Here is a 22,349-nt window from a genome sequence, read left to right as displayed (position 1 = left end):
AGCAGAACGAGCAGATCGGGCTATAAGCTGCCTTATGGCTCAGCGCTTGACGGACCTCGATCTGCTGGAGACGTTCCTGGAGATCTACCGGGGCGGCTCGCTCACCAGCGCGGCCGCGCGGAGAGGCCTCACCCAGCCCGCGGTCAGCGGCCAGCTCGCCAAGCTGGAGAGCCAGCTCGGCACCAGGCTGTTCGCCAGGGGCGGCCGCGGGGTCACGCCCACACCCCGTGCCGACGACCTGGCCCGCAGGATCGGCCAGCACCTCGACCAGCTCCGCACCGCGCTCGACCCCGAGACGACCCTCGACGGCACCGTCCGGATCGGCGGCGCCGCCGAGTTCATGACCGCCCGCGGCCTGCCCGCCCTCGCCCCGCTCACCCGCGGGGGACTCCGCCTCGACGTCACGTTCGGTCTCGCCGACGACCTGCTCAGAGCACTCGGAACAGCGCGGCTCGACGTCGTGCTGTCGTCCGTCCGCCCGCAGACCGGGTTCACCGCCACCCCGTTCACCGACGAGGAGTTCGTGCTGGTCGGCCCGCCCCTGCTGGCCAGGACGGTCGACCGCGACCTGCTGCGCACCGACCCGGAACGCGCCCTCGAACACCTGCCGCTCGTCGCCTACGACGCCACCCTGCCGATCCTGCGCCGCTACTGGCGCAGCGAGTTCGGCAGACGCCCGCGCAACACCGTCGCCGTCACCGTCCCCGACCTGCGCGCGGTGCTGGCGGCCGTCGTCGCGGGCGCCGGCGTCTCTGCCCTGCCGCGCTACCTGGCCGACCCCGCGGTCGCGGCGGGCTCGGTGGAACAGCTGCACCACCCGGAGGTCCCGCCGCTCAACACCCTCTACGTCGTCACGAAGGGTGCGACGACCGCCGAGACCGACGCGGTCGTCGAGCACCTCAGGTCACGCGATTGGGGTGCCCTGTAGCGGCAGCCGCACGGTGAACGTCGTGCCCACGCCGACCGCGCTCGCCACCGAGATCGTGCCCCGGTGCGCGGTGATGATCTCCCGCGCGATCGCCAGCCCCAGCCCGCGCCCGCCCGTCTCACGGCCGCGGGCGTTGTCCGCCCGCCAGAACCGGTCGAACACGTGCGGCAGCTGCCCGGCGGCGATGCCCCACCCGTTGTCGGCCACCTCGACCACCGCCCACAGCCCCTCCGTCCGGCAGCGCAACGTCACCGAGAACGCGCCCGCCCGCTGCGCGTTCGTGACGAGGTTGCCGACGACCTGCCGCAGCCGGTCGTTGTCCGCGTGCACGACGACGGGATCCGGCGCGTCGACGACCACCCCTGCCGCGCGGTAGGTGGTCAGCAGGTCCGCCAGGTCCACAGTGGACATGTGGTAGACGAGCGACCCCGACTCGGCCAGCGCGAGGTCCTGCAGGTCGTCGATGAGTCGTTGCTGCAACAGGGCTTCCTCGTACAACGAGCGGTACAGCTCGTCGTCGGCGGGCAGCACCCCGTCGCGCACCCCCTCGATGTACCCGCGGATGTTCGCGAGCGGCGTGCGCAGCTCGTGCGCGATGTCGGCGATCATGTTGTGCTGCTGCTCCCGGCTGCGCTGCAACGACTCCGCCATCGCGTTGAACGCGCGGGTCAGCTCCACCAGGTCGCCGTTCTCCGGCACCCGCCCGGACAGGTCACCGGCACCGAACCGCCGCGCCGACGCCGCCAGCGCGCTGATCGGCCGCAACGCCCCGCGGCTGATCAGCAACGACACCACGAGCGCGAGCAACGCCACGAGCCCGGCGCTCAGCAGGATCGGCAGCAGCGACACCTTCGCCTGCTGCGGCTGGTCGGTCGCGCCCGCCTGCACCAGCACCGGCGGCGGCATCAGAGCGGAGATCCTGGTCGTGAAGGTGCGCTGCACGCACGCCTTGTCGTAGTCGCACCCGAACTCGGTGGTCAGCGGGAAGCGGTCCTCGAACGGGATGCACTTCGCCGGCACCGTGTTGTCGGTGTAGAAACCGGGCAGGTTGTTGTCGCGCATCGTGATCCGGACTCGTTCGCCGTGGACCTGGAGACACCGCCCGAGCTTCAGGTCGCGCTCGTAGTTGTAGAGCGCCTTCATCGCCTCGATGTCGGTGTGGAAGGTGCTCTCCGGCCGCGTCTGCACCGCGACCGACTGCCGGGGCGACGTGCCGGGCTGGGTGTCGGCGAGCACCGTGCCGTCCGTCAGCACCACCCGCACCCGCTGCCCGAGGCGCTGCGCCAGCACCGGCAGCGCCGAGCCGATGTCGTCCCACGACCCGCGCAGCAGCCCGTGGATCCTGATCTCCTGCGCGACCTCGTCGAGCTCCTGCCACGCCACCTCGACGGACTTCTCGACCTGCCGGGTCGTCTCGCGCAACGTGAGCCAGGCCGTCGCCGCCACCGCCGCCACGACCGTGACCACGACCAGGGCGGCGATCTTGAGCGCGAACCGGCTCATCCGGCGAACTTGTAGCCGCGGCCGGGCACGGTCAGCACGTACCTCGGCGCCGCCGGATCGGGTTCGATCTTGCGCCGCAGGTTCATCACGTGCGCGTCCACCGTCCGCTCCTGCACGTTGTGGTCGAACCCGAACGTCTCCTGCAACAGCTGACCGCGCGAGAAGGCCTTGCCCGGCGCGGACGCCAGCACCCGCAGCAGCTCGAACTCCTTCGCCGTCAGCGCCACCAGCTCACCGCCGATCCGCACCTCGAACCGGTCGGGGTCGATCTCCACGTCCAGCGCGCGGATCGGCCCGTTCACCTCCGGCGCGCCCGAACGCCGCAGCAACGCCCGCACGCGCGCGACCAGCTCACGCGGGCTGTACGGCTTGACGACGTAGTCGTCGGCGCCGAGATCGAGCCCCAGCAGCAGGTCCGCCTCGGTCGACCGGGCGGTCAGCATCAGGATCGGGACCTGCGACTCGGCGCGCAGCACCCGGCACACGTCCAGGCCGTCGACCTCGGGCATCATCACGTCGAGCACCACCAGGTCCGGCGTGCGCGACCGCGCGAGGTCGATCGCCGCCCTGCCGTCGCGCGCCACCAGCACGCTGTGGCCCTCGTGCTCCAGATAGGCCCTGATCAGGTGCGACTGCTTCGGATCGTCCTCGGCGACGAGGATGCGTGCGCTCACGCGTTCCATCCTGCGCGAAGACCGTGAAGGATCGATGAAGGCGCGGTCCGGCCGCCGTGAATTCGCTCGTTCGAACGGCGGCCTGACCGGCTCTTCGTCGTTCCTTCATCGCGGTCCGCCTTGCATCGGCGGCCATGAAGCGCTGGATTCCCCTCGTGCTGCTGCTCACCGCCTGCCAGGTGCCCGCACCCCTGGCGGCCGAACACGCCGCCGAACCCGTGCCGGTACCCGCCGCCGCACCGTCCGAGGTGGCCGAGAAGAAGTGGACGCCGAACCCCGGCAACGTGTCCGTGCAGTTCGCCGGCGAGTACACCTGGGCGTTGCGCGGCAACGGGATCGTGCTCGTCGGTGGTCAGGACATCCGCACGTTCACCGAGTCGATGATCAAGGTCTGGCTCGCGCTCGACCTGGTCGCGGCGAAGGGCTCGGTGGTGTCCGAAGCGGACACGGCGGCGATGGCGAAGATGATCCGCGAGAGCGACGACAAGATCGCGCAGAGGTTCTACCTGAACCTCGGCGGCGACGCCTCGGTGCGGCGGATGATCAGCACCTGCGGGCTGCTGGAGACCACCGTCACGCCGAACTGGTGGTCGAAGACCACGCTGACCGCCAACGACGCGGCGAGACTCGGGCAGTGCCTGGAGATCGGGCCCGGCATCAGTCCGCAGTGGAGGGACAGGCTGCTCGCGATGATGCGCGACATCGCCCCGGACGGCCGGTTCGGCATCCCGCAGGCGCCCGCGCTGCAGGGCAAGCCGCTCGCGATCAAGAACGGCTGGACCAGGCACGACGACAAGTGGACCGTCACGTGCCTCGCGCTGTGGGACGGCTGGTCGCTCGCGGTGCTGACGCGGGCGCGCAGCACCGACCACCTGGCGGGCGCACAGGTCTGCGCGACCGTGGCCCAGCAGCTCTTCTCAGACGCTCCGGAGAACTGACACGACGATGCCGAGGATCACGGCCTTGTCGCCGTCGATCACCGGGTACGCCTCGTTGCGCGGCTCCAGGTACACGTGGCCGCCCCGGCGCTGGTACACCTTGACCGTCGCCTCCTCCTCGATCATCGCGGCGACGATCTGCCCGTTGTAGGCCTCGTGCGTCTGGCGCACCACGACCGTGTCGCCGTCGCAGATCGCGGCGTCGATCATCGAGTCACCGCGCACGCGCAACGCGAACACGTTGCTGCCGCGTCCGACCAGCCCGCGCGGCAGGTTCAGCACCTCGTCCACGTGCTCGATCGCGGAGATCGGCGCACCGGCGGCGATGTCACCGACGACCGGCACCGAGATCGAGTCCTCGGAGGGCATCCCGGGCACGACCGGCGTGCCGCTGAGGAACACCCGCACGTCCATCGGCCGCGTCACCGATCCGCCGCGCTTGAGGAAACCCTTGTCCTCCAACGCCGCCAGGTGCTTCGACACGCTCGACGACGACTTCAGGCCGACCGCCTCGCCGATCTCACGGGTGCTGGGGGAGTAGCCGTGCTCGACGACCCAGTCGCGGATGGCGACGAGGATCATCTGCTGGCGTTCCGGCAGCACCGTCGTGTCGAGCTCGAGATCGTCGTAGGCGGTCATCCGGCGATAGTAGTAATCCGGTTGCCAGACACGATCGGGTGGTCGTTCGATCATGCCCATGACCTCACTCTGGGTAGGAGAGCTCGTCCGGCTGCGCGGTGTCGAACCGGACGACTGGGAGACGTTCCACGCCATGGACGCCGACACCGACGACGCGCGCAGGGCAGGGCGGGTCCTGCCGCCGCGATCCGCTGCGGGACAACGGGAGTGGACGCAGAAGATCGCGCTGAAGCAGTCCGAGGACGACAAGACGATGCTCACGATCGAGTCGCTGGCCGAGCGCGTGCCGGTCGGGCTGATGTCGACCGCCAGGGCCGACTACCACGCGGGCCGGTTCGAGTACGGGATCACGATCGGGAAGCAGCACCAGGGCCGCGGTTACGGCACGGAGGCCGTGCGCCTGCTGCTCGGCTACATGTTCGGCGAGCGGCGCTTCCACAAGTGCGAGTCGGGCGCCTGGGCGTTCAACGACCCGTCGATCGCGTTGCACCGCAAGCTCGGCTTCACCGAGGAGGGCAGGCTGCGCGACCACGAGTTCTTCGCCGGGCGCCACCACGACATGGTGATGTTCGGGATGACCGCGGCGGAGTTCGCGGCGCGGCACCCGTTCCCGAGCGAGATCTGACCCGCGGGCCCACGATGTGGCGGTGGGCACACGCCGGGAACGCATCCGGGGCCTGCGTCCAGGTAGGTCTGTGCGAACCGAGGTGGCGCCCGTGGCGCTGACACCAGAGGTGGCGCCGGCCGTGCTCGACGAGGCCGCGCTGCTGGAGCTGTACGAGTCGACGGCCGAGCGGCTGCACCGCTACGTGGCCAGGCGGGTCGGTCCCGACACCGCGCAGGACGTGGTCTCCGAGGCGTTCCTCGTGCTCTGGGACCAGCGCGCCGGGCAGGCCTACGACGCCGACGCGGTGCGGGCCTGGCTCTTCGGCGTGGCGACGAACCTGCTGCGCGGGCACGTCCGGGCGGAGGAACGCAAGCTGCGGGCGTGGAGCAAGGAGCACGCGGCGCGCACCGACGAGGCCGACATCGGTGACCGGGTGAGCGCCGCCGCGGACGCCGACGTCCTCGCCGGACCGCTCACCGCCTGGCTCGCCGAGCTGCGGATCGAGGAACGCGAGGTGCTGCTGCTGCACGCGTGGGCGGACTTCACGCCCACCGAGATCGCGGTGGCGCTCGACGTTCCCGTGGCCACCGTGCGGACCCGTCTGCACCGCGGCCGCGCCCGGCTGCGCACCCGTCTCGCCGCGACCGCCCACGACTTCAGCGAGGACAGCCATGTCTGACCAGCCAGAGACCCTCGACCGCGTGCTCGACGCCACCCTCGCGCGGGCCGGTGACGAGCCCGTCCGGTTCGACGTCGCCGCCGGCAAGGCCGCACTCGCCGCCGCGCTCAAGACCCGCGCCGCCGAGCCGCCGCGCAAGAACCGCAAGGTCCGCTGGCTCGCCGCCGCGGCCGCCGTCACCGTGCTGACCGGCGCCGGCCTCGCCGCCTCGACGGTCGACCTGACGGGCAACGGAGGCAACTCCGCGACCGCCGCCGAGCAGCTGGTCAAGGCGGCCGACCTCGCGTCCGGGGTGGCCGACCAGCCGCTCGCCCCCGGCCAGTTCCGCTACGTGCGCAGCCGCTACGAGGGCATCACCGTGGAGTACGGCTCCACGAAGGCGACCTACAGCGACATCGTGCAGGAGCAGTGGATCCCGGCGAACCGCCAGGACGAGTGGCTGTTCCGCAACAAGATCAACTCGACGAAGTGGCTGGAGGGCCACGAGGGCGAGGGTGACCCGGGCTCCGGCACGCCGTTCAAGGACGGTCAGGAGTTCCGCGGCAAGTGCGGCAACTACCCCTACTACGCCGAGGGCTCGCCGGACCGGTGCGTCAACGGCACGTTCGACAACCCGACGCCCGAGTTCGTGGCATCGCTGCCGAAGGACCCCGCGCAGATGCTGGCCAAGCTCAAGGAAGCGGGCCAGGCAGGCGACTCCGGCGCGTTGCTCCAGGCAGGTCAGGCGCTCAACTCGGGGCAGTACCCGGCCGAGGTGCGGGCGACGATCTTCCGCGCGCTCGCCCTGATCCCCGGTCTGGTGGTCACGGACAAGAGGGCCAACCTCGACGGCAAGGAAGGCGTCGCGCTCGGCATGAAGTACTACGACGACTTCAGCGAGATCATCATCGACCCGGCCAACGGTGACTTCATCGGCTACCGCGAGACCGTCGCGGAGGACCTGCCGCAGGAGAAGGGCGGCCTGGAGAAGGGCACCGTCCGCAGCTCGTCCGCGGTGACCACGAGGATCGTGGACTCGCAGGGCGGGAAGTAGCTTCCCTCCGCGTTCGGGGCGCGGGCGGAAACATGCAACCCTGGAGTTGCGCATCCTCGGGGGATGTGCAACTCTGGGGTTGCACAAGTTGTCCTGAGCGGAGGAGCAGTCGTGAGCGTGGACCGGATCGAACGCGAGACCCTGATCGAGGCGCCGCTGGACCGCGTCTGGCAACTGGTGACCGAGCCGGGGTTCTGGGTGGCCTCCCAGCCGTCCGGCAGCGCGGTCGCGGGGGAGACGACCGTGTGTCACCACGACCAGTACGGCGACTTCCCGGTGCGGGTCGTGACGGTGACGCCGCAGACGTACGTGGCCTACCGGTGGGCCAGCGCGTTCGGCGGGCAGGACCTGACCGAGGACAACACGACGCTGGTCGAGTTCACGCTCGCGCCGGAAGGCTCTGCGGTGCGGCTCAAGGTCGTGGAGAGCGGGTTCTCGGCGCTGGCCGGTTCCGAGGAGCTGCGGGCGAAGGCGCACAGCGACAACACCGGTGGCTGGGCCGAGGTGCTCGACGCGTTCGTGAAACGAGCCGAGAGCTAAGTTGACCGGGTGCCCACCTCAGCCGACCGCGGCCGCCGCACCCGTGACCACCTGATCGACGCCGCCGCCGTGCTGGTGGGCGAGGTCGGCTGGGGTGCGGTGACCACGCGGCTGGTCGCCGAACGCGCGGGCGTCAACCCGGCTCTCGTGCACTACCACTTCTCGTCGGTGTCCGAGTTGCTGTCGACGGCGGCCCTGCGGTTCGCCACGCGGATCCTCGCCGAGTCGGCGGACGCGGTGCGGGCCGTGCCGCCCGCCGAGGGGGTCGGACGGATCTTCGCCGACCTGGCCCGTTTCACCGGCACCGACCCGGAGTCGTTGCTGCTGGCCGAGGCGTTCCTCGCGGCGCACCGGCTGCCGGCGTTGCGCGACGGCCTGTCGGCGCTGGTCGCGGACTTCCGGGCGCGGATCGCCGACTGGCTGCGGTCCTCGGGAGTGCCGGATGCGGACGCGGTGGCGTTGCTGCTCGGCGCGGCCATGGACGGGCTCGTGCTGCACCGCGCGCTGGACCCGTCAGTCGACCTCGGCGTGGTCGCGGGGCCGTTGCGGCGCCTCGTCGGCGGCTGACCAGCGCGGTTCGCCACCGGCCTGCGCGAACGCGGTCAGCGCCTCGACCAGGCCGTGCCGCAGGTGCTCCGGCATGCGGGCGACGATCGTGCTGATCTCGGCGCGCCGCCGGGCCATCACCTCGCGCACGACCCGGCCGCCCTCGTCGCTCACCACGACCACGACCTCGCGTCTCGTGACGGGGTTCGGCGCGCGGTCGACCATGCCGGACGTGATCAGCCGGTCGATCATGCGCTTGGCCGTGGACGGGTTGACCCGCAGCAGGTCGGCGAGCGCGGTCAGGCTCATCGGGCCGCGGCTGTCGAGCAGGACGACCATCCTGAACTGCGGCAGCGTGAGCGTCTCCTCGACGGCGGCGAGCGAGCGCGCCGACACGGCCACGAGCAGGCGGGACGCGGTGAGCACCGCGTCGGTCAGGTCGTCGGCATCGCTCACCCGCCTAGTTCTACAGGGCGCGCCGCGGGTAACGAAACGATAAACATTGCACTGTGCAACGGTCGGGTCGCCGGGGCCTGTCCGTAACCCCCGGCATGCGCATACTCCTCGTCGCCGTGCTGGCGTTGCTGCTGGGCGCGCAGCCCGCGTTCGCGCAGCCGAACCTCGGACCCGACTACGTGCAGACCCAGTTCGGGCCGATGGGTCCCGCCGGGGTCGACCTGCTGCAGAAGGTGACCCTCGCCGGGTTGTGGGAGGGGCCCGCCGGGCGGATGGGACTGGAGAAGTCCGCGAACCCGAAGGTGCAGGAGGCCGGCCGGCACCTCGTCGAGGGTCACGCCGACCTCGACCGCCGCACCGTCGAGCTCGCCCGCGCGCTGAAGGTGCAGCTGCCTACGCAGCCCAACGAGGCGCAGCAGGGCTGGCTGAACGAGATGCAGGCGGCGCCCGCGAAGAGCCAGGAGTTCGACCGCGTGTTCGCGAACCGGCTGCGGGCGGCGCACGGCGTGGTCTACAAGTTCCTCGCCACCGTGCGCACCGGCACGCGCAACACCGCGATCCGCGACTACGCCAAGGTCTGCATGGACACCGTGCTCGACCACATGACGGTGCTCGAAGCGACCGGGATGGTCGACTTCGCCGACACCGACGCGATCCCGCTCGCGCTCGTCGCACAGCCGTCCTCCATCGCGCCCACGCCGTCGATCCCGCCGTTGCCGCAGCAGTACCAGCAGGCGCAGCCGCAGGAGCAGGGGATCCCGGACGGCGCGATCGGGCTGGGCGTGTTGGCGCTGGTCGTGGCCGGTCTGTGGTTCTGGACCAGTGGGCGGAGCAGTCGGAAGATGCACCCGTGATGCTAGATTGGGCATATGCCTAAGTCGAATGCCCAACAGCGTGCGTTGATCGTCGGAGCGGGGATCGCCGGGCTCACGTCCGCCTGGTGGCTGGAACGCGCGGGGTGGGACGTGCTCGTGGTGGAGAGAGCGCCCTCGTTCCGCGCGGGCGGCTACATGATCGATTTCTTCGGTCCCGGTCACGAGGTGGCGCGGCGGATGGGCCTGCTGCCGGCGCTGGAACGGCGGCGGGCGCCGATCTCGTCGGTGACCAGCGTGGACTCGCGGGGCCGCAAGCGCGGTGAGATCTCCACGGCGGCCTACGAGGCCGTGGCGGACGGGGTGGTCAGCCTGCTGCGCGGCGACCTGGCCGAGGTGGTCCGCGACGACCTGCGGTCGCCGATCCGTTGTGGCACCGCGGTGTCGGCGGTGGACGACGGGCGGGTGACGTTCGCCGACGGGTCGGCCGGCGAGTTCGACCTGGTCGTGGGGGCGGACGGGGTGCACTCGAAGGTGCGGGAGCTGGTGTTCGGGCCGGACTCCGAGTTCGTGCGCTACCTCGGGCATCACACGGCGGCGTTCTCGTTGCGGGACGCGGAGCTGAGCGCGCGGATCGGGTACCGCTACCAGATGCTGACCGTGCCGCACCGCATGATCGGCTGCTACGCCGTGCGGGACGGGTCGACGGCCGCGCTGATGCTCTACCGGTCGGAGTCACCGGAGCTGCCGGCTGACCCGGCGGCCGGGCTACGGGCTCGGTTCGGCGATCTCGGCTGGGTCGCGCCCGAGCTGCTTTCGGTGGTGCCGAACGAGGTCTACTACGACGAGGTGTCCCAAGTGGACGTTCCGGTGTGGCATCGCGGCAAGGTCGTGCTCGTCGGGGACGCGTGCGGCGCGGTGTCGTTGTTCGCCGGGCACGGCGCGTCGCTCGCGATGACCGGCGCGCACGTGCTGGCGGAGGAGCTCGCGGCCGGGTTCGACGGGGCGTTCGACCGCTACCAGGCGCGGATGAAGCCCGTCGTCGAGCACACCCAGGAGTTCGGGCGGCGGTTCATCGGCTGGATGGCGCCGGCGTCGCGGTGGCGGATCTCCGTGCGGGACCTGGCGTTCCGGCTCTCGGGGCTGCCGGTCGTGCGCAACCTGATCCGCGGGTCGGTGACCCCGGACGTCGATGGCGTGCTCACACCTTCAGCACCCGCAGGCACAGCCGCCTGAGCACCTCGCGCAGCTCGTCGTCGCTCAGGTGGGGGAACGCGGCGATCACCGGGCCGACGTCGCTGACGGCGAACCACGCGGCCCGCTGGTCGTCGGTCGGTTCCGGGCCGTAGACCAGCTCGATCGCCCTGGCGGACAGGCGCGCGAGCTCGGCGTTGATCCGCTCGTTGCGGCGCACGCTCGGATCGGTCTGGCCGAGCGGCGACAACGCCCGGTTGCCGATCACCTGGTCCACGAACCCGTCGACCAGCCGCTCGGTGCGCGCCCGCTTGCCCCTGATCTTCGCGGCGTCCGCGATCAGCACCTCGAAGAACGCGAAATTGTTGTCCAGCAACGCTTCCAGGATCGCCGACTTGGTGCGGAAGTAGTAGTAGACGTTGGCCTTCGTCACGTTCATCTCGTCCGCGATCGTCTGCAACGACGTCGCGTCGTACCCGTGGGACGCGAACAGCTTCCGCGCTGTGACGAGGATCGTCGCACGGGTGCGTTCGGCTTGCGCTGCGCGGGTCATGCGGCGATGGTACAGTCAGTTTCGTTAGCCAAACGGCTAATGAAACTTTGGAGGAGTCATGACCGTCCTGGTGACCGGGGGCACGGGGTTCGTGGCCGGCTGGACCATCGCCGCGTTGCTGGAGCAGGGCCACGAGGTGCGCACGACCACGCGCGGGCGTCGTCCGGCCGTGCCGGGGAGGTACGAGGTCGTGAAGGCCGACCTGATGTCCGACGAGGGCTGGGCCGAAGCCATGGAGGGCGTCCAGCACGTGCTGCACGTCGCCTCGCCCATGACCGGCGGCGACGACCTGATCGGCCCGGCGCGCGACGGCACGTTGCGCGTGCTGAGGTTCGCCGTCGAGGCGGGCGTGGAGCGGGTGGTGATGACGTCGTCGTGCGCCGCCGCGACGCCGCCCGAGGGCTCGACCGGGTCGTTCGACGAGACGACGTGGACCGACCCGTCCGGCGTGAAGATCGACGAGTACCGCCGCTCGAAGCTGCTGGCCGAACAGGCGGCGTGGGAGTTCATGCGCGGCAAGAAGACGTCGCTGGTGACGGTGCTGCCGGGCGCGGTCTTCGGGCCGATCCAGACGCGCGACAACATGGGGTCCGTGCGAGTGATCGAACGCGTCATGGGCGGCATGCCGGGCGTGCCGCGGATCGGGCTCAACATCGTGGACGTGCGCGACGTCGCGGACCTGCACATCCGCGCGATGACGGCGCCGGACGCGGCGGGGGAGCGGTTCATCGCGGTCAGCGAGTTCATGTGGATGTCCGAGGTGGCGCGCACGCTCGACGCGCCGTCGCGGGAGATGCCGGACTTCGTGGTGCGCGCGGCCTCGGTGGTGGCCAAGGACATGCGGCAGCTGGTGCCCATGCTCGGCCGCAGCTACACCTACTCGCACGACAAGGCGTCGTCGATGCTCGGCTGGGCGCCGCGCCCGGCCCGCGACACCGTGCTGGAGTGCGCGGCGAGCCTGCGCTAACGGGCGTCGTACGCCTCGCGGTGGGTGAGCACCTCGGCGATGTGGTCCTCGGCCCAGCGGCACAGCGCGAGCAGCGGCTCGTGCAGCGTGAGTCCGAGTGCCGTCAGCTCGTACTCGACGCGCGGCGGCACCTCGGCGAACACGTGCCGGGTGACGAGCCCGTCGCGTTCGAGGTCCCGCAGCGTCTCGGTGAGCACCTTGCCGCTGATGCCGTCGAGCTGCGTCCTGAGGTCACCGAACCGGGTGCGGCCGTTGCCCAGCACCGAGACCGCCATCGCCGTCCACTTGTTCGCGATGCGCGCGAGGCTCGTGCGCGACGGGCAGGTCGCCGCGAGCACACTCCAGTCCGGCATGGTCTGTGACATGGCGCACATCCATCCATTAGTTACGTTGAGGTAATTGGTTACTTTTCGTGAGCATAGGTCAACCCCAACGAAATTGGAGAAGACCCATGACCACCCCGCTCGCCGTCGTCACCACCTACTTCGAGGCGCTCGAGTCCGGCGACTTCGCGACCGTCTCCGCCCAGTTCGCGGACGACGTCGTCTGGCACCAGCCCGGTGACAACCGGTTCTCCGGCGTGCACCGCGGCAGCCAGGCCGTCGGCGCCATGATCGGCGGGATGATGGAGGTGTCCGAGGGCACGTTCTCGTTGCGGCGCAACGCCCCGTTGATGGTGAACGGCGACACCGTGGCCGCGTCCGTGGCGTGGACGGCCAAGCGGTCCGGCGCCGAGATGGACGGCGTCGGCGTCGACCTGATGCGCGTCGCCGACGGCAAGGTCGTCGAGGTGCGGCTGTTCACCGCGGACCCTGCCGAGGAGGACTCGTTCTGGGGCCGGGGATGAATTCGGCGCGTCCCGCCACCCGAACGGGCTAGATCACGACACACTGTGCGTCGTGGAACGGGATCGCAGGTGGGCGGACAAGGGTGAGGCCATCGGGCACGGCGTGAGCTGGCTCGCGCGCTGGAGTCTGCGGACGGCACTGGCCGCCCTCGGCTTCTGGATGATCTTCTGGCTGATCGGGCAGCTGTGGGTGGTCGTCATGCCCGTGCTGCTCGGTCTGCTGATCACCACCGTGCTGTGGCCGCCGGCGCGGTGGATGATGTCGAAGGGCATGAACTCGGCGTTGTCGGCCACGATCGTGCTGGTCGTCGGCCTCGGCGTGCTCGGCGGCGTGATCGCGGCGATCTCGTCGTCGATCGCCTCCGGCGTGCCGGAGATCGCGCAGAGCGCGCAGAAGGCCGTCACGCAACTTCAGGACTGGGCCTCCGGGCCGCCCTTCAACCTGAAGGGCAGCGACCTCGACCGGCTGATCTCGCAGGGCGTCGACCAGATCAAGTCGAGCATCGGCTCGATCGCGGGCGGCCTGATCACCGGCGCGGGCGCCGTGACGTCCGGCGTGGTCACCGGCCTGGTGGCGCTGCTGCTGGCGTTCTTCTTCGTCAAGGACGGCATGCGCTTCACGCCGTGGCTGCGCGGCCTGATCGGCGAACGCGCGGGCGGCCACGTCACCACCGTGCTGGAGCGCGTCTGGGCCACGCTCGGCAGCTTCATCCGCAGCCAGGCCATCGTGTCGCTGATCGACGCGGTCTTCATCGGCCTCGGCCTGGTGATCCTCGGCGTGCCGCTCGCGATCCCGCTGGCCGCGCTGACGTTCCTCGGCGGCTTCATCCCGATCATCGGCGCGTTCATCGCGGGCGCCCTGGCCGTGCTGGTGGCGCTGGTCAGCAACGGCCTGACCACGGCCATCATCATGCTGGTGATCGTCATCGTGGTGCAGCAGGTCGAGGGCAACGTCCTGCAGCCCATCCTGCAGTCCCGCAGCCTCCGCCTGCACGCCGCCGTGGTGTTGCTCGTCGTCACGGCGGGTACCTCGTTGTACGGCATCGCGGGCGCGTTCTTCTCCGTCCCTGTGGCCGCGGCCGTGGCCGTCGTCATGCGCTACCTGGGCGAAGTGATCGAAGCCAGGTCCGTAATGGTTACGTCACAACCTGACGGGGATGAACCTGGGGAGACCGAACGTTCTCCTGAGTGAAGACCTGAGAAGAGGGAGTGTCACTGTGACGGAGAAGGCAGTTCTCGCGGGCGGCTGTTTCTGGGGCATGCAGGACCTGTTCCGCCGCCACCCCGGCGTCATCTCCACCCGCGTCGGCTACACCGGCGACCCCAGCACGCCGAACGCGACCTACCGCAACCACGGCACCCACGCCGAGGCGCTCGAAGTGGTGTTCGACCCGGCCCAGCTCAGCTACCGGCAGATCCTGGAGTTCTTCTTCCAGATCCACGACCCGTCGACCCGCAACCGGCAGGGCAACGACATCGGCGCCAGCTACCGGTCGGCCATCTTCTTCGTGGACGACGCGCAGAAGAAGGTCGCGGAGGAGACGATCGCGGCCGTGGACGCCTCCGGGAAGTGGCCGGGCAAGGTCGTGACGGAGGTCGTGCAGGAGTCCGACTTCTGGCTGGCCGAGCCGGAGCACCAGGACTACCTGGAGCGCTACCCCAACGGCTACACGTGCCACTACGTGAGGCCGGAATGGCAGCTCGGCGAGAGGTAGAGGTCGTCGGTCTGCACGTTGCCGCTGTGCACGCGTTCGAGGGTCGTCCGGTGGACGGCCCTCGAGCCGATTCCGGTCCTGTTTCGCGGTCTTGCGTCGAGGTGCGGGCCCGGCTCGGGATCGTGGGGGACCGGTACTTCAACCAGGCCGCGCACCGGAACGCGGCGGTCACGTTCATCTCGGCCGAGTCGTTGGAGCCCTGGGCGGTGGATCCGCTGGTGGCTCGGCGGAATGTTGTCGTGCGCGGGTTCGACGTGGACTCGTTGGCTCGGGGGACCGTGTTCAGCCTGGACTGCGGGGACGGGCCGGTTCGGTTCGAGGTCGGGCGGCCGGCGAACCCGTGTGCGTGGATGGACGTCGTGGTCGGGGTCGGGGCGTTTCGGGGGTTGCGGGGGAAGGGCGGGATTCGGTGCGTGCCGCTGGATTCCGGGGTGTTGAGGGTGGGGCCTGCGGGTCTTGTCGAGGGCTGACCGTTCCTGTTGTGGCGTTGCGGTCGCCTCGCGTTGGCGGCTGCGGTTGCGTGCCGCAGGGGTGGTGCGTACCGGGAAATCCACAGTGGTCATAGTGGGCGCATGAAGTGGTTGCGCCGCAAGCCAACGATCATCGTCGCGGTAAGCCTCGCCTTACTGCTGGTCGTCGCCGGCTCCCTGTGGAACATCGCCAGTTCCCGCACGTACCAGTTCTTCGGCAACCTCGTCGATCGCGTCGCGACCAACGACAAGATCGTGGCCCTGACCTTCGACGACGGGCCCGACCCCGCCGGGGCCGGGCCCGTGCTGGACCTGCTGAAGGCCGAGGCCGTCCCCGCCACGTTCTTCCTGATGGGCCGTGACCTCAGCCAGCACCCCGACCTCGGGCGGCAGATCGCCGAGGCCGGGCACGAGATCGGCAACCACACCTACCACCACCAGCGGATGATCGGTGTCAGCTCCGAGACCGTGGCGAAGGAGATCGAGGACACGGACGCGGAGATCCGCAGGACCGGGTACCAGGGGGCCATCAACTTCCGGCCGCCCAACGGCAAGAAGCTGTTCGCGTTGCCCCGGTACCTGGAGCAGCACGACCGGACGACGGTCATGTGGGACGTGGAGCCCGACTCCGAGGGCAGCCCGAGCGCACAGGAGATCGCCCAGCAGGCGCTGCGAGAGGTGAAGCCCGGCTCGATCATCCTGCTGCACCCCATGTACGCGGCGCGGGACCAGACGCGGCAGGCCCTCAAGCCGATCATCACCGGCCTCAAGGAGCGCGGGTACCGGTTCCTCACGGTGTCCGCGCTCCTCACCAACCGTTAGATCAGGTCCGCCAGCTCGACGCGGCGCAGGAACTCGCTGCGGACGCGGTCGGCCACCGCGTTCACGACCTCCGCGCCGTCCTGGGACGGGTCCACGTGCACCCGGAACGGGGGCTTCGGGGCGTCCACCACGGCCACGATCGCGTCGGCCACGGCGGTCACGTCCGCCCACGACGGCTCCAGTTCGGCGAGACGGGCTCCTACCTGGTCCATCAGGCCGGGGTAGAACTCCTCGTACTCGGCGGCGCGCGAGGTGTCGGACGGGGAGCCGCTGTGCGCGAAGTGGTTGGTGCCGTGGGTGAAGGCGCCGGGGACGACGATCGTGGTCTCGATGCCGAAGCGCAGCAGTTCGGCTCGGTACGAGACGGCGACGGCGTCCATCGCGGCCTTGGCGGCGAAGTACGGCGCGAGGTACGGGGGTGTGCCGCCGCGCGTCGAGCTGGAGCCGACCCAGACGACGTGGCCGGAGTGCCGGCCGCGCAGGTGGGGGAGTGCCGCGCGGTTCACGCGCTGGGTGCCCAGGACGTTGATGTCGTAGAGGTCGGCGTACTGGTCAGGGGTGAAGGCCTCGGCGGGGCCGGTGACCATGTGGCCCGCGTTGTGCACGACGACGTCGAGCCTGCCCTGTTCCAGGATGATCGAGCCGATCGCGGCGTCGGCGGACTCCTGCGACTGCACGTCGAGCTCGACGGCGTGCACGTCGGCCTTGTTGTCCACGCCGAACGCCCCGAGATCCGAGACGGCGGTTGCGTTGCGGCCAGCGGTGTCGCGCATGCCCGCGTAGACGGTGTGGCCCGCGAGGGCGAGCTTGCGGACCGCCAGCGCGCCGAAACCGCTGGACGCTCCCGTGACGACGATGACCTTGCCCATCAGATGATGCCTCCGTTCGCACGAATGGTCTGGCCGTTGACCCACCGGGCGGGGCCGGCCAGGAAGGAGATGACCTCGGCGATGTCCTCGCCCTGGCCCAGGCGCTCCAGGGGCGGCTGCTTCGCGAGGGTGTCGATCGTGGCCTGGTCCTTGCCGTTCAGGAACAGGTCGGTGGCCGTGGGGCCGGGGGCGACGGTGTTCACGGTGATGTCGCGGCCGCGCAGCTCGCGGGCGAGGATCAGGGTCAGCGCCTCGACGCCGCCCTTCGACATCGCGTAGGCGCCGTACTGCGGGAAGCGCAGGCCCACGACCGATGACGAGATGTTGATGATCGCGCCACCGTCGCGGAGCCGGCGGGCGGCCTGCTGGCCGATGATGAACGTGCCGCGGGCGTTGGTGCGCATGATCTTGTCGAACGTGTCGAGGTCCATGTCCGCGACGGTGCCGAGCGGCATGATGCCCGCCGAGTTCACCACGACGTCCACGCCGCCGAACGTGTCCTCGGCCAGCTGGAACGCGGCGGCCATGGCGTCCTCGTCGCCGACGTCACCCTGCTGGGCGACGGCCTGACCGCCCTTGGCCCTGATGCCGTCGACGACCTCGTCGGCGGCGGTCTTGTTGCCGGCGTACACGATGACGACGGCCTGTCCGTCGGCGGCGAGGCGTTCGGCGGCTGCCCGCCCGATGCCCCTGGATCCGCCGGTGACGATCGCAACGCGAGTCATGTCAGTGCTCCTAGCTGGTGTTTCCGCTGTTATGGGATAGACCGTAGCACTGATATCGAATCAGCGCTACCGCTGCTGTGTTATCGTCGTTACATGGACACGAGAGAGCGTCTGGTGAAGGCCGCCGCCGACCTGCTGATCGAGGGTGGCAAGGAAGCGGTCTCCACGCGCGCGGTGGCGGCCGCGGCCGGCGTGCAGGCGCCCACGCTGTACCGGCTGTTCGGGGACAAGGACGGGCTGCTCGACGCGGTCGCGGGGTACGGGTTCGCCGACTACCTGGCGTCGAAGCACGCGATGGGGGCGACCGGTGACCCGGTGGGCGACCTGAAGCGCGGCATGGAGCTGCACATCGGCTTCGGTCTCGCCATGCCGGCGTTCTACCTGCTGATGTACGGCGAGCCGCGCAAGCGGGAGGCGCGGCTGGAGGCGGACGCGATGCTCCGCGAGATCATCAGCCGCATCGCGTCGGCGGGCCGGCTGGCGGTCCCCGTCGAGCAGGCGGCGCAGTTCGTGCACGCGGCGGGCATGGGCGTCGTGCTGGCGCTGATCGCGACGCCGGAGGCGGAACGGGACCTGAGCCTGATCGCGTTCACGCAGGAGAAGGTGATCGGGGCGATCACGACGGACGCCGCGCCCGAGGAGTCGACGGACATCCCGAGCCGGGCGATCGCGTTGCGGACGGCGATGCAGGAGGACCCGCCCCAGATGCTGTCTCCAGCGGAGCGGGTCCTCTTGGCCGAGTGGCTCGACCGCGTCGCGAAATGACCTAGGCGTTCGGGTCGAACGGGATGCCCGCCGGCTTCGAGATGCTCAGGTTGTAGTTGAACGCGCTGTCCTTGATCGCCAGGGACGCGCTGCCGAAGTTCGCGTTCACGAGCTTGTCGCGCACCCCGGCCGGGAAGCGGTCCCAGCTCACCAGGTCGGGGTACTGGTAGACCCCGTAGTGGTTCTCCGCCTGCTCGCCCGAGTTCGCGAGCCGGAAGCAGTGCGTGCTGGCACCGTCCTTGTGGTAAATGATCTTCGGGTGGGTGCCTTCCCACTGCACGTTCGCGCGCGGGTGCACCTTGTACTTGCCGTGCTCCGAGGTCGCGACGAACTGCGCCACGTCGTTCTGCACCCACACGACCACGTGCTCGATGTCGTGGCGGTGGCCGCAGCAGTCCAGGAACGGAACGGCCTGGTCCTTCTCGAAGTACAGGTCGTACAGGTAGGCGCACCAGCCGTTGTTGCACTTGGAACGGCTGTAGGAGTTGGTGTTGTCCAGGTCTGCCTTGTCGTGGCAGTCACCCCACAGCTGGCCCGAGTTCTTCAGGCCGGGCGCGATGTCACCGTTGGGCGAGATCGCCGGCGTGGGGTAGCAGCCGTCGCCGTCGTAGTCGAACGCCGGCTGCCACTTGCCGTCGGCCTCCGCGTAGTTGGCGGGGATGGCCTGGGGCGGGGCGGCGAACGCGACGCCGGGCACCAGTGCGGTGAGCAGCAGGGCACCGGCGAGCGCGGACAGGAGCTTGTTCCTCAACAGAGGCCTCCGGGGATGCAGGGGGAGCGTGAGAGGCTTGCGAGGCAGACGGTGGTATATGAACCACCTTCACGTCTAGGTACTTCGCCAAATCTTTGCCGTACCGGGAAATTCACAGCCCTGGAACGGAATCGATCACGTCCCAGGGCTGCTCAGAGCGTTACCGCAGGTCGGCGCGCACCCGGTTGGCCGCGGCGACCAGGTTCCGCAACGCGGGCTCCACTTCGGCGTAACCACGCGTCTTCAGGCCGCAGTCGGGGTTGATCCACAAACGTTCACCTGGCACGGCCCGGACCGCCTCGGTGATCAGCGCGACGACGTCGTCCTCGGCCGGCACCAGCGGCGAGTGGATGTCGTAGACGCCGGGACCGATGCCGCGCGGGAAGTCCAGGCCCTCCAGGATCTCCATCTTGGACCGGGCCGCCTCGATCGTCGTGACGTCGGCGTCGAGGTCGGAGATCGCGCCGATCACCTCGCCGAACTCCGAGTAGCAGAGGTGCGTGTGGACCTGCGTGCCCGTCGCGGCACCCGCGGTGGCGAGCCGGAACGCGCCGACCGACCACTCCAGGTACGCCGCCTGGTCCTTGTGCCGCAACGGAAGCAGCTCGCGCAACGCCGGTTCGTCGACCTGGATGATCCGGATGCCGGCCGCCTCCAGGTCGCGGATCTCGTCCCGCAACGCCAGCGCGACCTGGGCCGCGGTGTCGGCGAGCGGCTGGTCGTCGCGCACGAACGACCACGCGAGGATCGTGACCGGACCGGTCAGCATGCCCTTGACCGGCTTGGCCGTCAGCGACTGCGCGTAGGTGCTCCACGCGACGGTCATCGGCTCCGGGCGGGAGACGTCGCCGTGGATGATCGGCGGCCGCACGCACCGCGAGCCGTACGACTGGACCCAGCCGAACTCCGTGCCGGTAAAGCCTTCCAGGTGCTCGGCGAAGTACTGGACCATGTCGTTGCGCTCGGGTTCGCCGTGCACCAGCACGTCCAGGCCGATGTCCTCCTGCAGGTCGATCACGCGGGCGATCTCGTCCCGCATCCGCTGCCCGTACTCGTCCTCGGTGATCTCGGCCCTGCGGACCGCGGCACGCGCCCTGCGGATGTCGCCGGTCTGCGGGAACGAGCCGATCGTCGTGGTCGCGAGCGGCGGCAGGCCGAGCCGTTCCTGCTGGGCCGCGGCACGTTCCGGGTACGGCGCGCGGCTGCGGTGTTCTGGCTTGAGCGACTCGACGCGCGCCCGGACGTCGTCGTCGCGGCGCGGCTGCGGGAGGTCGCGCCTGGCCTCGTCGGCCCAGGCGCCGTCGGCGCCGGTGCGCAGGGCCTGGCCCAGCAGCACGATCTCGCGGACCTTCTGCCGCGCGAACGCCAGCCGTGCCCGCACGTCCGGGTCGAGCGTCTCCGCCTCCAAGTCGTACGGCACGTGCAGCAGCGTGGAGGACGACGAGACGACGACCTCGCGCGCGGAACCCAGCAGTGACGCGGCTTTCGCCAGCGCGGCGTGCAGGTCGGCGCGCCAGACGTTGCGGCCGTCGACCAGGCCGGCGACGAGGATCTTGTCGCGCATCGCCGGGACGGTGACCGACGCGTCCGGCGCGCTGACGAGGTCGACGCCGATCGCCTCGACCTGCGACTCCGCCAGGATCCCGAACGCCTCGCCGAGGTCGCCGTAGTAGCCGGTGACCAGCAGCTTCGGCCGTCCCGGCAGGCCACCCAACGTCCGGTAGGCGCGGCGCAGCGCGTCGAGCTCGGCGGGGGAGCGGTCCGCGGCGAACGCCGGTTCGTCGATCTGCACCCACTCGACGCCCTCGACGCGCAACCTGCCGAGCAGCTCGACGTAGGCCTCCACCAGGCCGTCGAGCAACGCGATCGGCTCGAAGCCGGGGACCGTGCTCTTGGCCAGCAGCAGGTAGGTGACCGGGCCGAGCAGCACCGGCCTGGTCGGGACGCCGAGGCCGAGGGCCTCGCGGTACTCGGCGATCGGCTTGTCACCGGCCAGCCGGAACTCGGTGTCCGGGCCCAGTTCCGGCACCAGGTAGTGGTAGTTGGTGTCGAACCACTTGGTCAGTTCGAGTGCCGCAGCGCCGTCCCGGCCGCGGGCCGCCGCGAAGTAGGTGTCCAGTTCGGACAGTCCGAGGTCGCGGAACCGCTGGGGGACGGCGCCGAACAGCTGGGTGGTGTCGAGTACCTGGTCGTAGAACGAGAACGTGTTCGACGGGATCGAGTCCAGTTCGGACAGTTCGGCCCACGTCCGGGCGCGCAGTTCTCGTGCGGTCTGTTCCAGTGCGGCTTCGTCGATCTTGCCGGACCAGTACTGCTCGACGGCGCGCTTGAGCTCGCGCTTCGGGCCGATCCGTGGGTAGCCGAACACGGTGCTGCCGATGGTCACAGGCTCTCTCCTCGCGAGCGTGCGGAAGCACCGGAGTCGCTCGACGCGAGGCAGCACGAAGCCTGCCCGTCAGCCCGCCCGAGAGGCTCCGGAGCAGCGCGCACCGGGTGGCGCGCGCACCTGCGGCAGGTCTTCGGACTCGTGGGCTTGACGCACGTTCCTACCGGCCGTCGCTTCCCAGGTCGTGAGACCCAGTGCTGTGTTGACGGCTTTCGTTCCCACTCACCGCTGCGGGGCAGTCCCGGACTCGCACCGGGTTCCCTTTTGCTCCACCCGGGACGAGCCCGGGTGAACCGCTGGCGAGATCGACACTAGCGGGCCGCGCCCAGCATGCCCAGTGCCATGGAGCCGTACTGGATGGTGAGATCCCTCAACCCCAGCGGGCCGTCCGGCGAGTACCACCGCGACACCCCGCTGCACATCTCCAGCAACGCGAGCCGCGCGACGCTCGGTTCGGTGACCTTCAGCCGTCCGGCCTTGACGCCGTCGGCGATCGCGTCCTGCCACACCTGCTCGTAGCGGTCGCGCAACGCCACGATCTCCGCACGCCGTTCGCCCGTGAGCGCCCGCATCTCGCCGTCCACGACCGCGGTCTCGCGCGGCTTCTCGGCGTGCGCGCGGACGTGCATCTCGACCAGCGAGACGATCCGGGTCGTCTCGTCGGGCTCACCCTCGGCGATCGCTTCGGCCTGGGTGATCAGGTCGGTGAGGCTGGTGCGCATGATGCTGACCAGCAGGTCTTCCTTGGTGCCCATGTAGTGGTAGAGCGTCGCGGACGAGAGCCCGGCGGCCTGGGCGAGGTCGCGGATGCCGGTGCCGTGGAAGCCGCGTTCGGCGAACAACCGCACGGCGGCCTCGCGGACCCGTTCCTCCGTCGTCATCGGCTGCCTCCTCTTGACCGGCTGTTCGGCACGACTCTAGCGTGAGGCC

27 protein-coding genes and 1 riboswitch are annotated in these 22,349 nt (G+C 70.1%); of the genes, 16 read left to right on the top strand and 11 right to left on the bottom strand.

Annotated elements, in window-relative coordinates; translation table 11 throughout:
* Positions 1–46: 46 nt before the first annotated feature.
* Positions 47–928, top strand: coding sequence for a LysR family transcriptional regulator (locus ACQEU1_RS10245; protein WP_433198699.1), 882 nt, complete (start codon positions 47–49; stop codon positions 926–928).
* Here the strand turns inward: ACQEU1_RS10245 and ACQEU1_RS10240 are convergent.
* Positions 905–2,431, bottom strand: coding sequence for a sensor histidine kinase (locus ACQEU1_RS10240; protein WP_433198697.1), 1,527 nt, complete (start codon positions 2,429–2,431; stop codon positions 905–907). The two genes, ACQEU1_RS10245 and ACQEU1_RS10240, sit on opposite strands and share 24 nt — an antisense overlap.
* Positions 2,428–3,105 carry a response regulator transcription factor gene (locus tag ACQEU1_RS10235; protein WP_433198695.1) on the bottom strand — a complete coding sequence of 226 codons (678 nt, stop codon included), beginning with the start codon at positions 3,103–3,105 and terminating at the stop codon, positions 2,428–2,430. Before ACQEU1_RS10235 ends, ACQEU1_RS10240 begins: the two co-directional genes overlap by 4 nt.
* A 134-nt stretch (positions 3,106–3,239) precedes the next feature.
* Between ACQEU1_RS10235 and ACQEU1_RS10230 the strand changes: the two genes are divergently transcribed.
* Positions 3,240–4,043 carry a serine hydrolase gene (locus tag ACQEU1_RS10230; RefSeq protein WP_433198693.1) on the top strand — a complete coding sequence of 268 codons (804 nt, stop codon included), beginning with the start codon at positions 3,240–3,242 and terminating at the stop codon, positions 4,041–4,043.
* Here the strand turns inward: ACQEU1_RS10230 and lexA are convergent.
* Positions 4,023–4,682, bottom strand: coding sequence for a transcriptional repressor LexA (lexA, locus tag ACQEU1_RS10225; protein ID WP_433198691.1), 660 nt, complete (start codon positions 4,680–4,682; stop codon positions 4,023–4,025). The genes ACQEU1_RS10230 and lexA overlap by 21 nt on opposite strands.
* Positions 4,683–4,740: 58 nt before the next feature.
* Here lexA and ACQEU1_RS10220 point away from each other — a divergent pair, with 58 nt between their 5' ends.
* The 5 genes from ACQEU1_RS10220 to ACQEU1_RS10200 all read left to right on the top strand — a co-directional run bounded on the left by ACQEU1_RS10220 (position 4,741) and on the right by ACQEU1_RS10200 (position 8,108).
* Entirely contained in the window at positions 4,741–5,307 is a 567-nt protein-coding gene (locus tag ACQEU1_RS10220; RefSeq protein ID WP_433198689.1) for a GNAT family N-acetyltransferase, read from the top strand.
* Between the two features lie 91 nt (positions 5,308–5,398).
* Positions 5,399–5,968, top strand: a complete 570-nt coding sequence (locus ACQEU1_RS10215) for an RNA polymerase sigma factor (RefSeq protein WP_433198687.1) — start codon at positions 5,399–5,401, stop codon at positions 5,966–5,968.
* The gene (locus tag ACQEU1_RS10210) at positions 5,961–7,001 is read left to right on the top strand and encodes a CU044_5270 family protein (RefSeq protein ID WP_433198685.1); all 1,041 of its coding nucleotides are present in this window, start codon (positions 5,961–5,963) and stop codon (positions 6,999–7,001) included. Before ACQEU1_RS10215 ends, ACQEU1_RS10210 begins: the two co-directional genes overlap by 8 nt.
* 111 nt (positions 7,002–7,112) lie before the next feature.
* Positions 7,113–7,541 carry an SRPBCC domain-containing protein gene (locus ACQEU1_RS10205; protein WP_433198683.1) on the top strand — a complete coding sequence of 143 codons (429 nt, stop codon included), beginning with the start codon at positions 7,113–7,115 and terminating at the stop codon, positions 7,539–7,541.
* Between the two features lie 9 nt (positions 7,542–7,550).
* Positions 7,551–8,108, top strand: coding sequence for a TetR/AcrR family transcriptional regulator (locus tag ACQEU1_RS10200; RefSeq protein WP_433198681.1), 558 nt, complete (start codon positions 7,551–7,553; stop codon positions 8,106–8,108).
* Here ACQEU1_RS10200 and ACQEU1_RS10195 read toward each other — a convergent pair.
* Entirely contained in the window at positions 8,055–8,543 is a 489-nt protein-coding gene (locus ACQEU1_RS10195) for a MarR family winged helix-turn-helix transcriptional regulator (RefSeq protein WP_433198679.1), read from the bottom strand. The genes ACQEU1_RS10200 and ACQEU1_RS10195 overlap by 54 nt on opposite strands.
* 95 nt (positions 8,544–8,638) lie before the next feature.
* Between ACQEU1_RS10195 and ACQEU1_RS10190 the strand changes: the two genes are divergently transcribed.
* Both ACQEU1_RS10190 and ACQEU1_RS10185 read left to right on the top strand, forming a co-directional pair.
* Complete coding sequence (locus tag ACQEU1_RS10190) at positions 8,639–9,397, top strand: DUF4142 domain-containing protein (protein WP_433198677.1); 759 nt, start codon at positions 8,639–8,641, stop codon at positions 9,395–9,397.
* 15 nt (positions 9,398–9,412) lie between these two features.
* On the top strand, positions 9,413–10,591 hold the full coding sequence (locus ACQEU1_RS10185; protein WP_433198675.1) for an FAD-dependent oxidoreductase: 1,179 nt from the start codon (positions 9,413–9,415) through the stop codon (positions 10,589–10,591).
* Here ACQEU1_RS10185 and ACQEU1_RS10180 read toward each other — a convergent pair.
* Positions 10,557–11,102, bottom strand: a complete 546-nt coding sequence (locus ACQEU1_RS10180) for a TetR/AcrR family transcriptional regulator (protein ID WP_433198673.1) — start codon at positions 11,100–11,102, stop codon at positions 10,557–10,559. The genes ACQEU1_RS10185 and ACQEU1_RS10180 overlap by 35 nt on opposite strands.
* 58 nt (positions 11,103–11,160) lie before the next feature.
* Here ACQEU1_RS10180 and ACQEU1_RS10175 point away from each other — a divergent pair, with 58 nt between their 5' ends.
* A complete protein-coding gene (locus ACQEU1_RS10175; RefSeq protein WP_433198671.1) occupies positions 11,161–12,069 on the top strand; it encodes an NAD-dependent epimerase/dehydratase family protein in 909 nt (302 codons plus the stop codon).
* On the opposite strand, the gene ACQEU1_RS10170 is transcribed toward ACQEU1_RS10175, so the two are convergent.
* A complete protein-coding gene (locus ACQEU1_RS10170) occupies positions 12,066–12,434 on the bottom strand; it encodes a winged helix-turn-helix transcriptional regulator (RefSeq protein WP_433198669.1) in 369 nt (122 codons plus the stop codon). The two genes, ACQEU1_RS10175 and ACQEU1_RS10170, sit on opposite strands and share 4 nt — an antisense overlap.
* An 86-nt stretch (positions 12,435–12,520) precedes the next feature.
* Between ACQEU1_RS10170 and ACQEU1_RS10165 the strand changes: the two genes are divergently transcribed.
* The 5 genes from ACQEU1_RS10165 (at position 12,521) to ACQEU1_RS10145 (ending at position 15,923) form a co-directional block, all read left to right on the top strand.
* Positions 12,521–12,916 (top strand): nuclear transport factor 2 family protein, encoded by a 396-nt coding sequence (locus ACQEU1_RS10165; RefSeq protein WP_433198667.1) that lies wholly within the window; start codon positions 12,521–12,523, stop codon positions 12,914–12,916.
* Between the two features lie 52 nt (positions 12,917–12,968).
* Entirely contained in the window at positions 12,969–14,108 is a 1,140-nt protein-coding gene (locus ACQEU1_RS10160) for an AI-2E family transporter (RefSeq protein WP_433198665.1), read from the top strand.
* A 25-nt stretch (positions 14,109–14,133) separates the two neighbouring features.
* Complete coding sequence (msrA, locus tag ACQEU1_RS10155) at positions 14,134–14,631, top strand: peptide-methionine (S)-S-oxide reductase MsrA (protein WP_433198663.1); 498 nt, start codon at positions 14,134–14,136, stop codon at positions 14,629–14,631.
* A 122-nt stretch (positions 14,632–14,753) separates the two neighbouring features.
* Positions 14,754–15,101: an MOSC domain-containing protein gene (locus ACQEU1_RS10150; RefSeq protein WP_433198661.1), complete on the top strand. Its 348-nt coding sequence runs from the start codon at positions 14,754–14,756 to the stop codon at positions 15,099–15,101.
* 102 nt (positions 15,102–15,203) lie between these two features.
* Entirely contained in the window at positions 15,204–15,923 is a 720-nt protein-coding gene (locus ACQEU1_RS10145) for a polysaccharide deacetylase family protein (RefSeq protein ID WP_433198659.1), read from the top strand.
* Here ACQEU1_RS10145 and ACQEU1_RS10140 read toward each other — a convergent pair.
* Positions 15,920–16,792, bottom strand: a complete 873-nt coding sequence (locus ACQEU1_RS10140; protein ID WP_433198657.1) for an SDR family NAD(P)-dependent oxidoreductase — start codon at positions 16,790–16,792, stop codon at positions 15,920–15,922. The two genes, ACQEU1_RS10145 and ACQEU1_RS10140, sit on opposite strands and share 4 nt — an antisense overlap.
* Positions 16,792–17,517, bottom strand: coding sequence for an SDR family oxidoreductase (locus ACQEU1_RS10135; RefSeq protein WP_433198655.1), 726 nt, complete (start codon positions 17,515–17,517; stop codon positions 16,792–16,794). The genes ACQEU1_RS10140 and ACQEU1_RS10135 overlap by 1 nt, the downstream gene beginning before the upstream one ends.
* A 93-nt stretch (positions 17,518–17,610) precedes the next feature.
* Between ACQEU1_RS10135 and ACQEU1_RS10130 the strand changes: the two genes are divergently transcribed.
* Positions 17,611–18,282: a TetR/AcrR family transcriptional regulator gene (locus ACQEU1_RS10130; RefSeq protein ID WP_394620467.1), complete on the top strand. Its 672-nt coding sequence runs from the start codon at positions 17,611–17,613 to the stop codon at positions 18,280–18,282.
* 1 nt (position 18,283) lies between these two features.
* On the opposite strand, the gene ACQEU1_RS10125 is transcribed toward ACQEU1_RS10130, so the two are convergent.
* The 3 genes from ACQEU1_RS10125 to ACQEU1_RS10115 form a co-directional block, all read right to left on the bottom strand.
* Positions 18,284–19,033 (bottom strand): NPP1 family protein, encoded by a 750-nt coding sequence (locus ACQEU1_RS10125; RefSeq protein ID WP_433198653.1) that lies wholly within the window; start codon positions 19,031–19,033, stop codon positions 18,284–18,286.
* 160 nt (positions 19,034–19,193) lie between these two features.
* Positions 19,194–21,419: a 5-methyltetrahydropteroyltriglutamate--homocysteine S-methyltransferase gene (gene metE, locus ACQEU1_RS10120; protein ID WP_433198651.1), complete on the bottom strand. Its 2,226-nt coding sequence runs from the start codon at positions 21,417–21,419 to the stop codon at positions 19,194–19,196.
* A gap of 107 nt (positions 21,420–21,526) precedes the next feature.
* A riboswitch (cobalamin riboswitch) is annotated at positions 21,527–21,732 on the bottom strand.
* Positions 21,731–22,300: a TetR/AcrR family transcriptional regulator gene (locus ACQEU1_RS10115; protein WP_433198649.1), complete on the bottom strand. Its 570-nt coding sequence runs from the start codon at positions 22,298–22,300 to the stop codon at positions 21,731–21,733. Its footprint overlaps the riboswitch before it by 2 nt.
* Positions 22,301–22,349 lie beyond the last annotated feature (49 nt).

The organism is Lentzea sp. CA-135723, from assembly GCF_050936595.1.
Taxonomy (GTDB): domain Bacteria; phylum Actinomycetota; class Actinomycetes; order Mycobacteriales; family Pseudonocardiaceae; genus Lentzea.
Note: the sequence above shows the minus strand (reverse complement) of the source record. Positions and strands in the feature narration are given on the sequence as shown.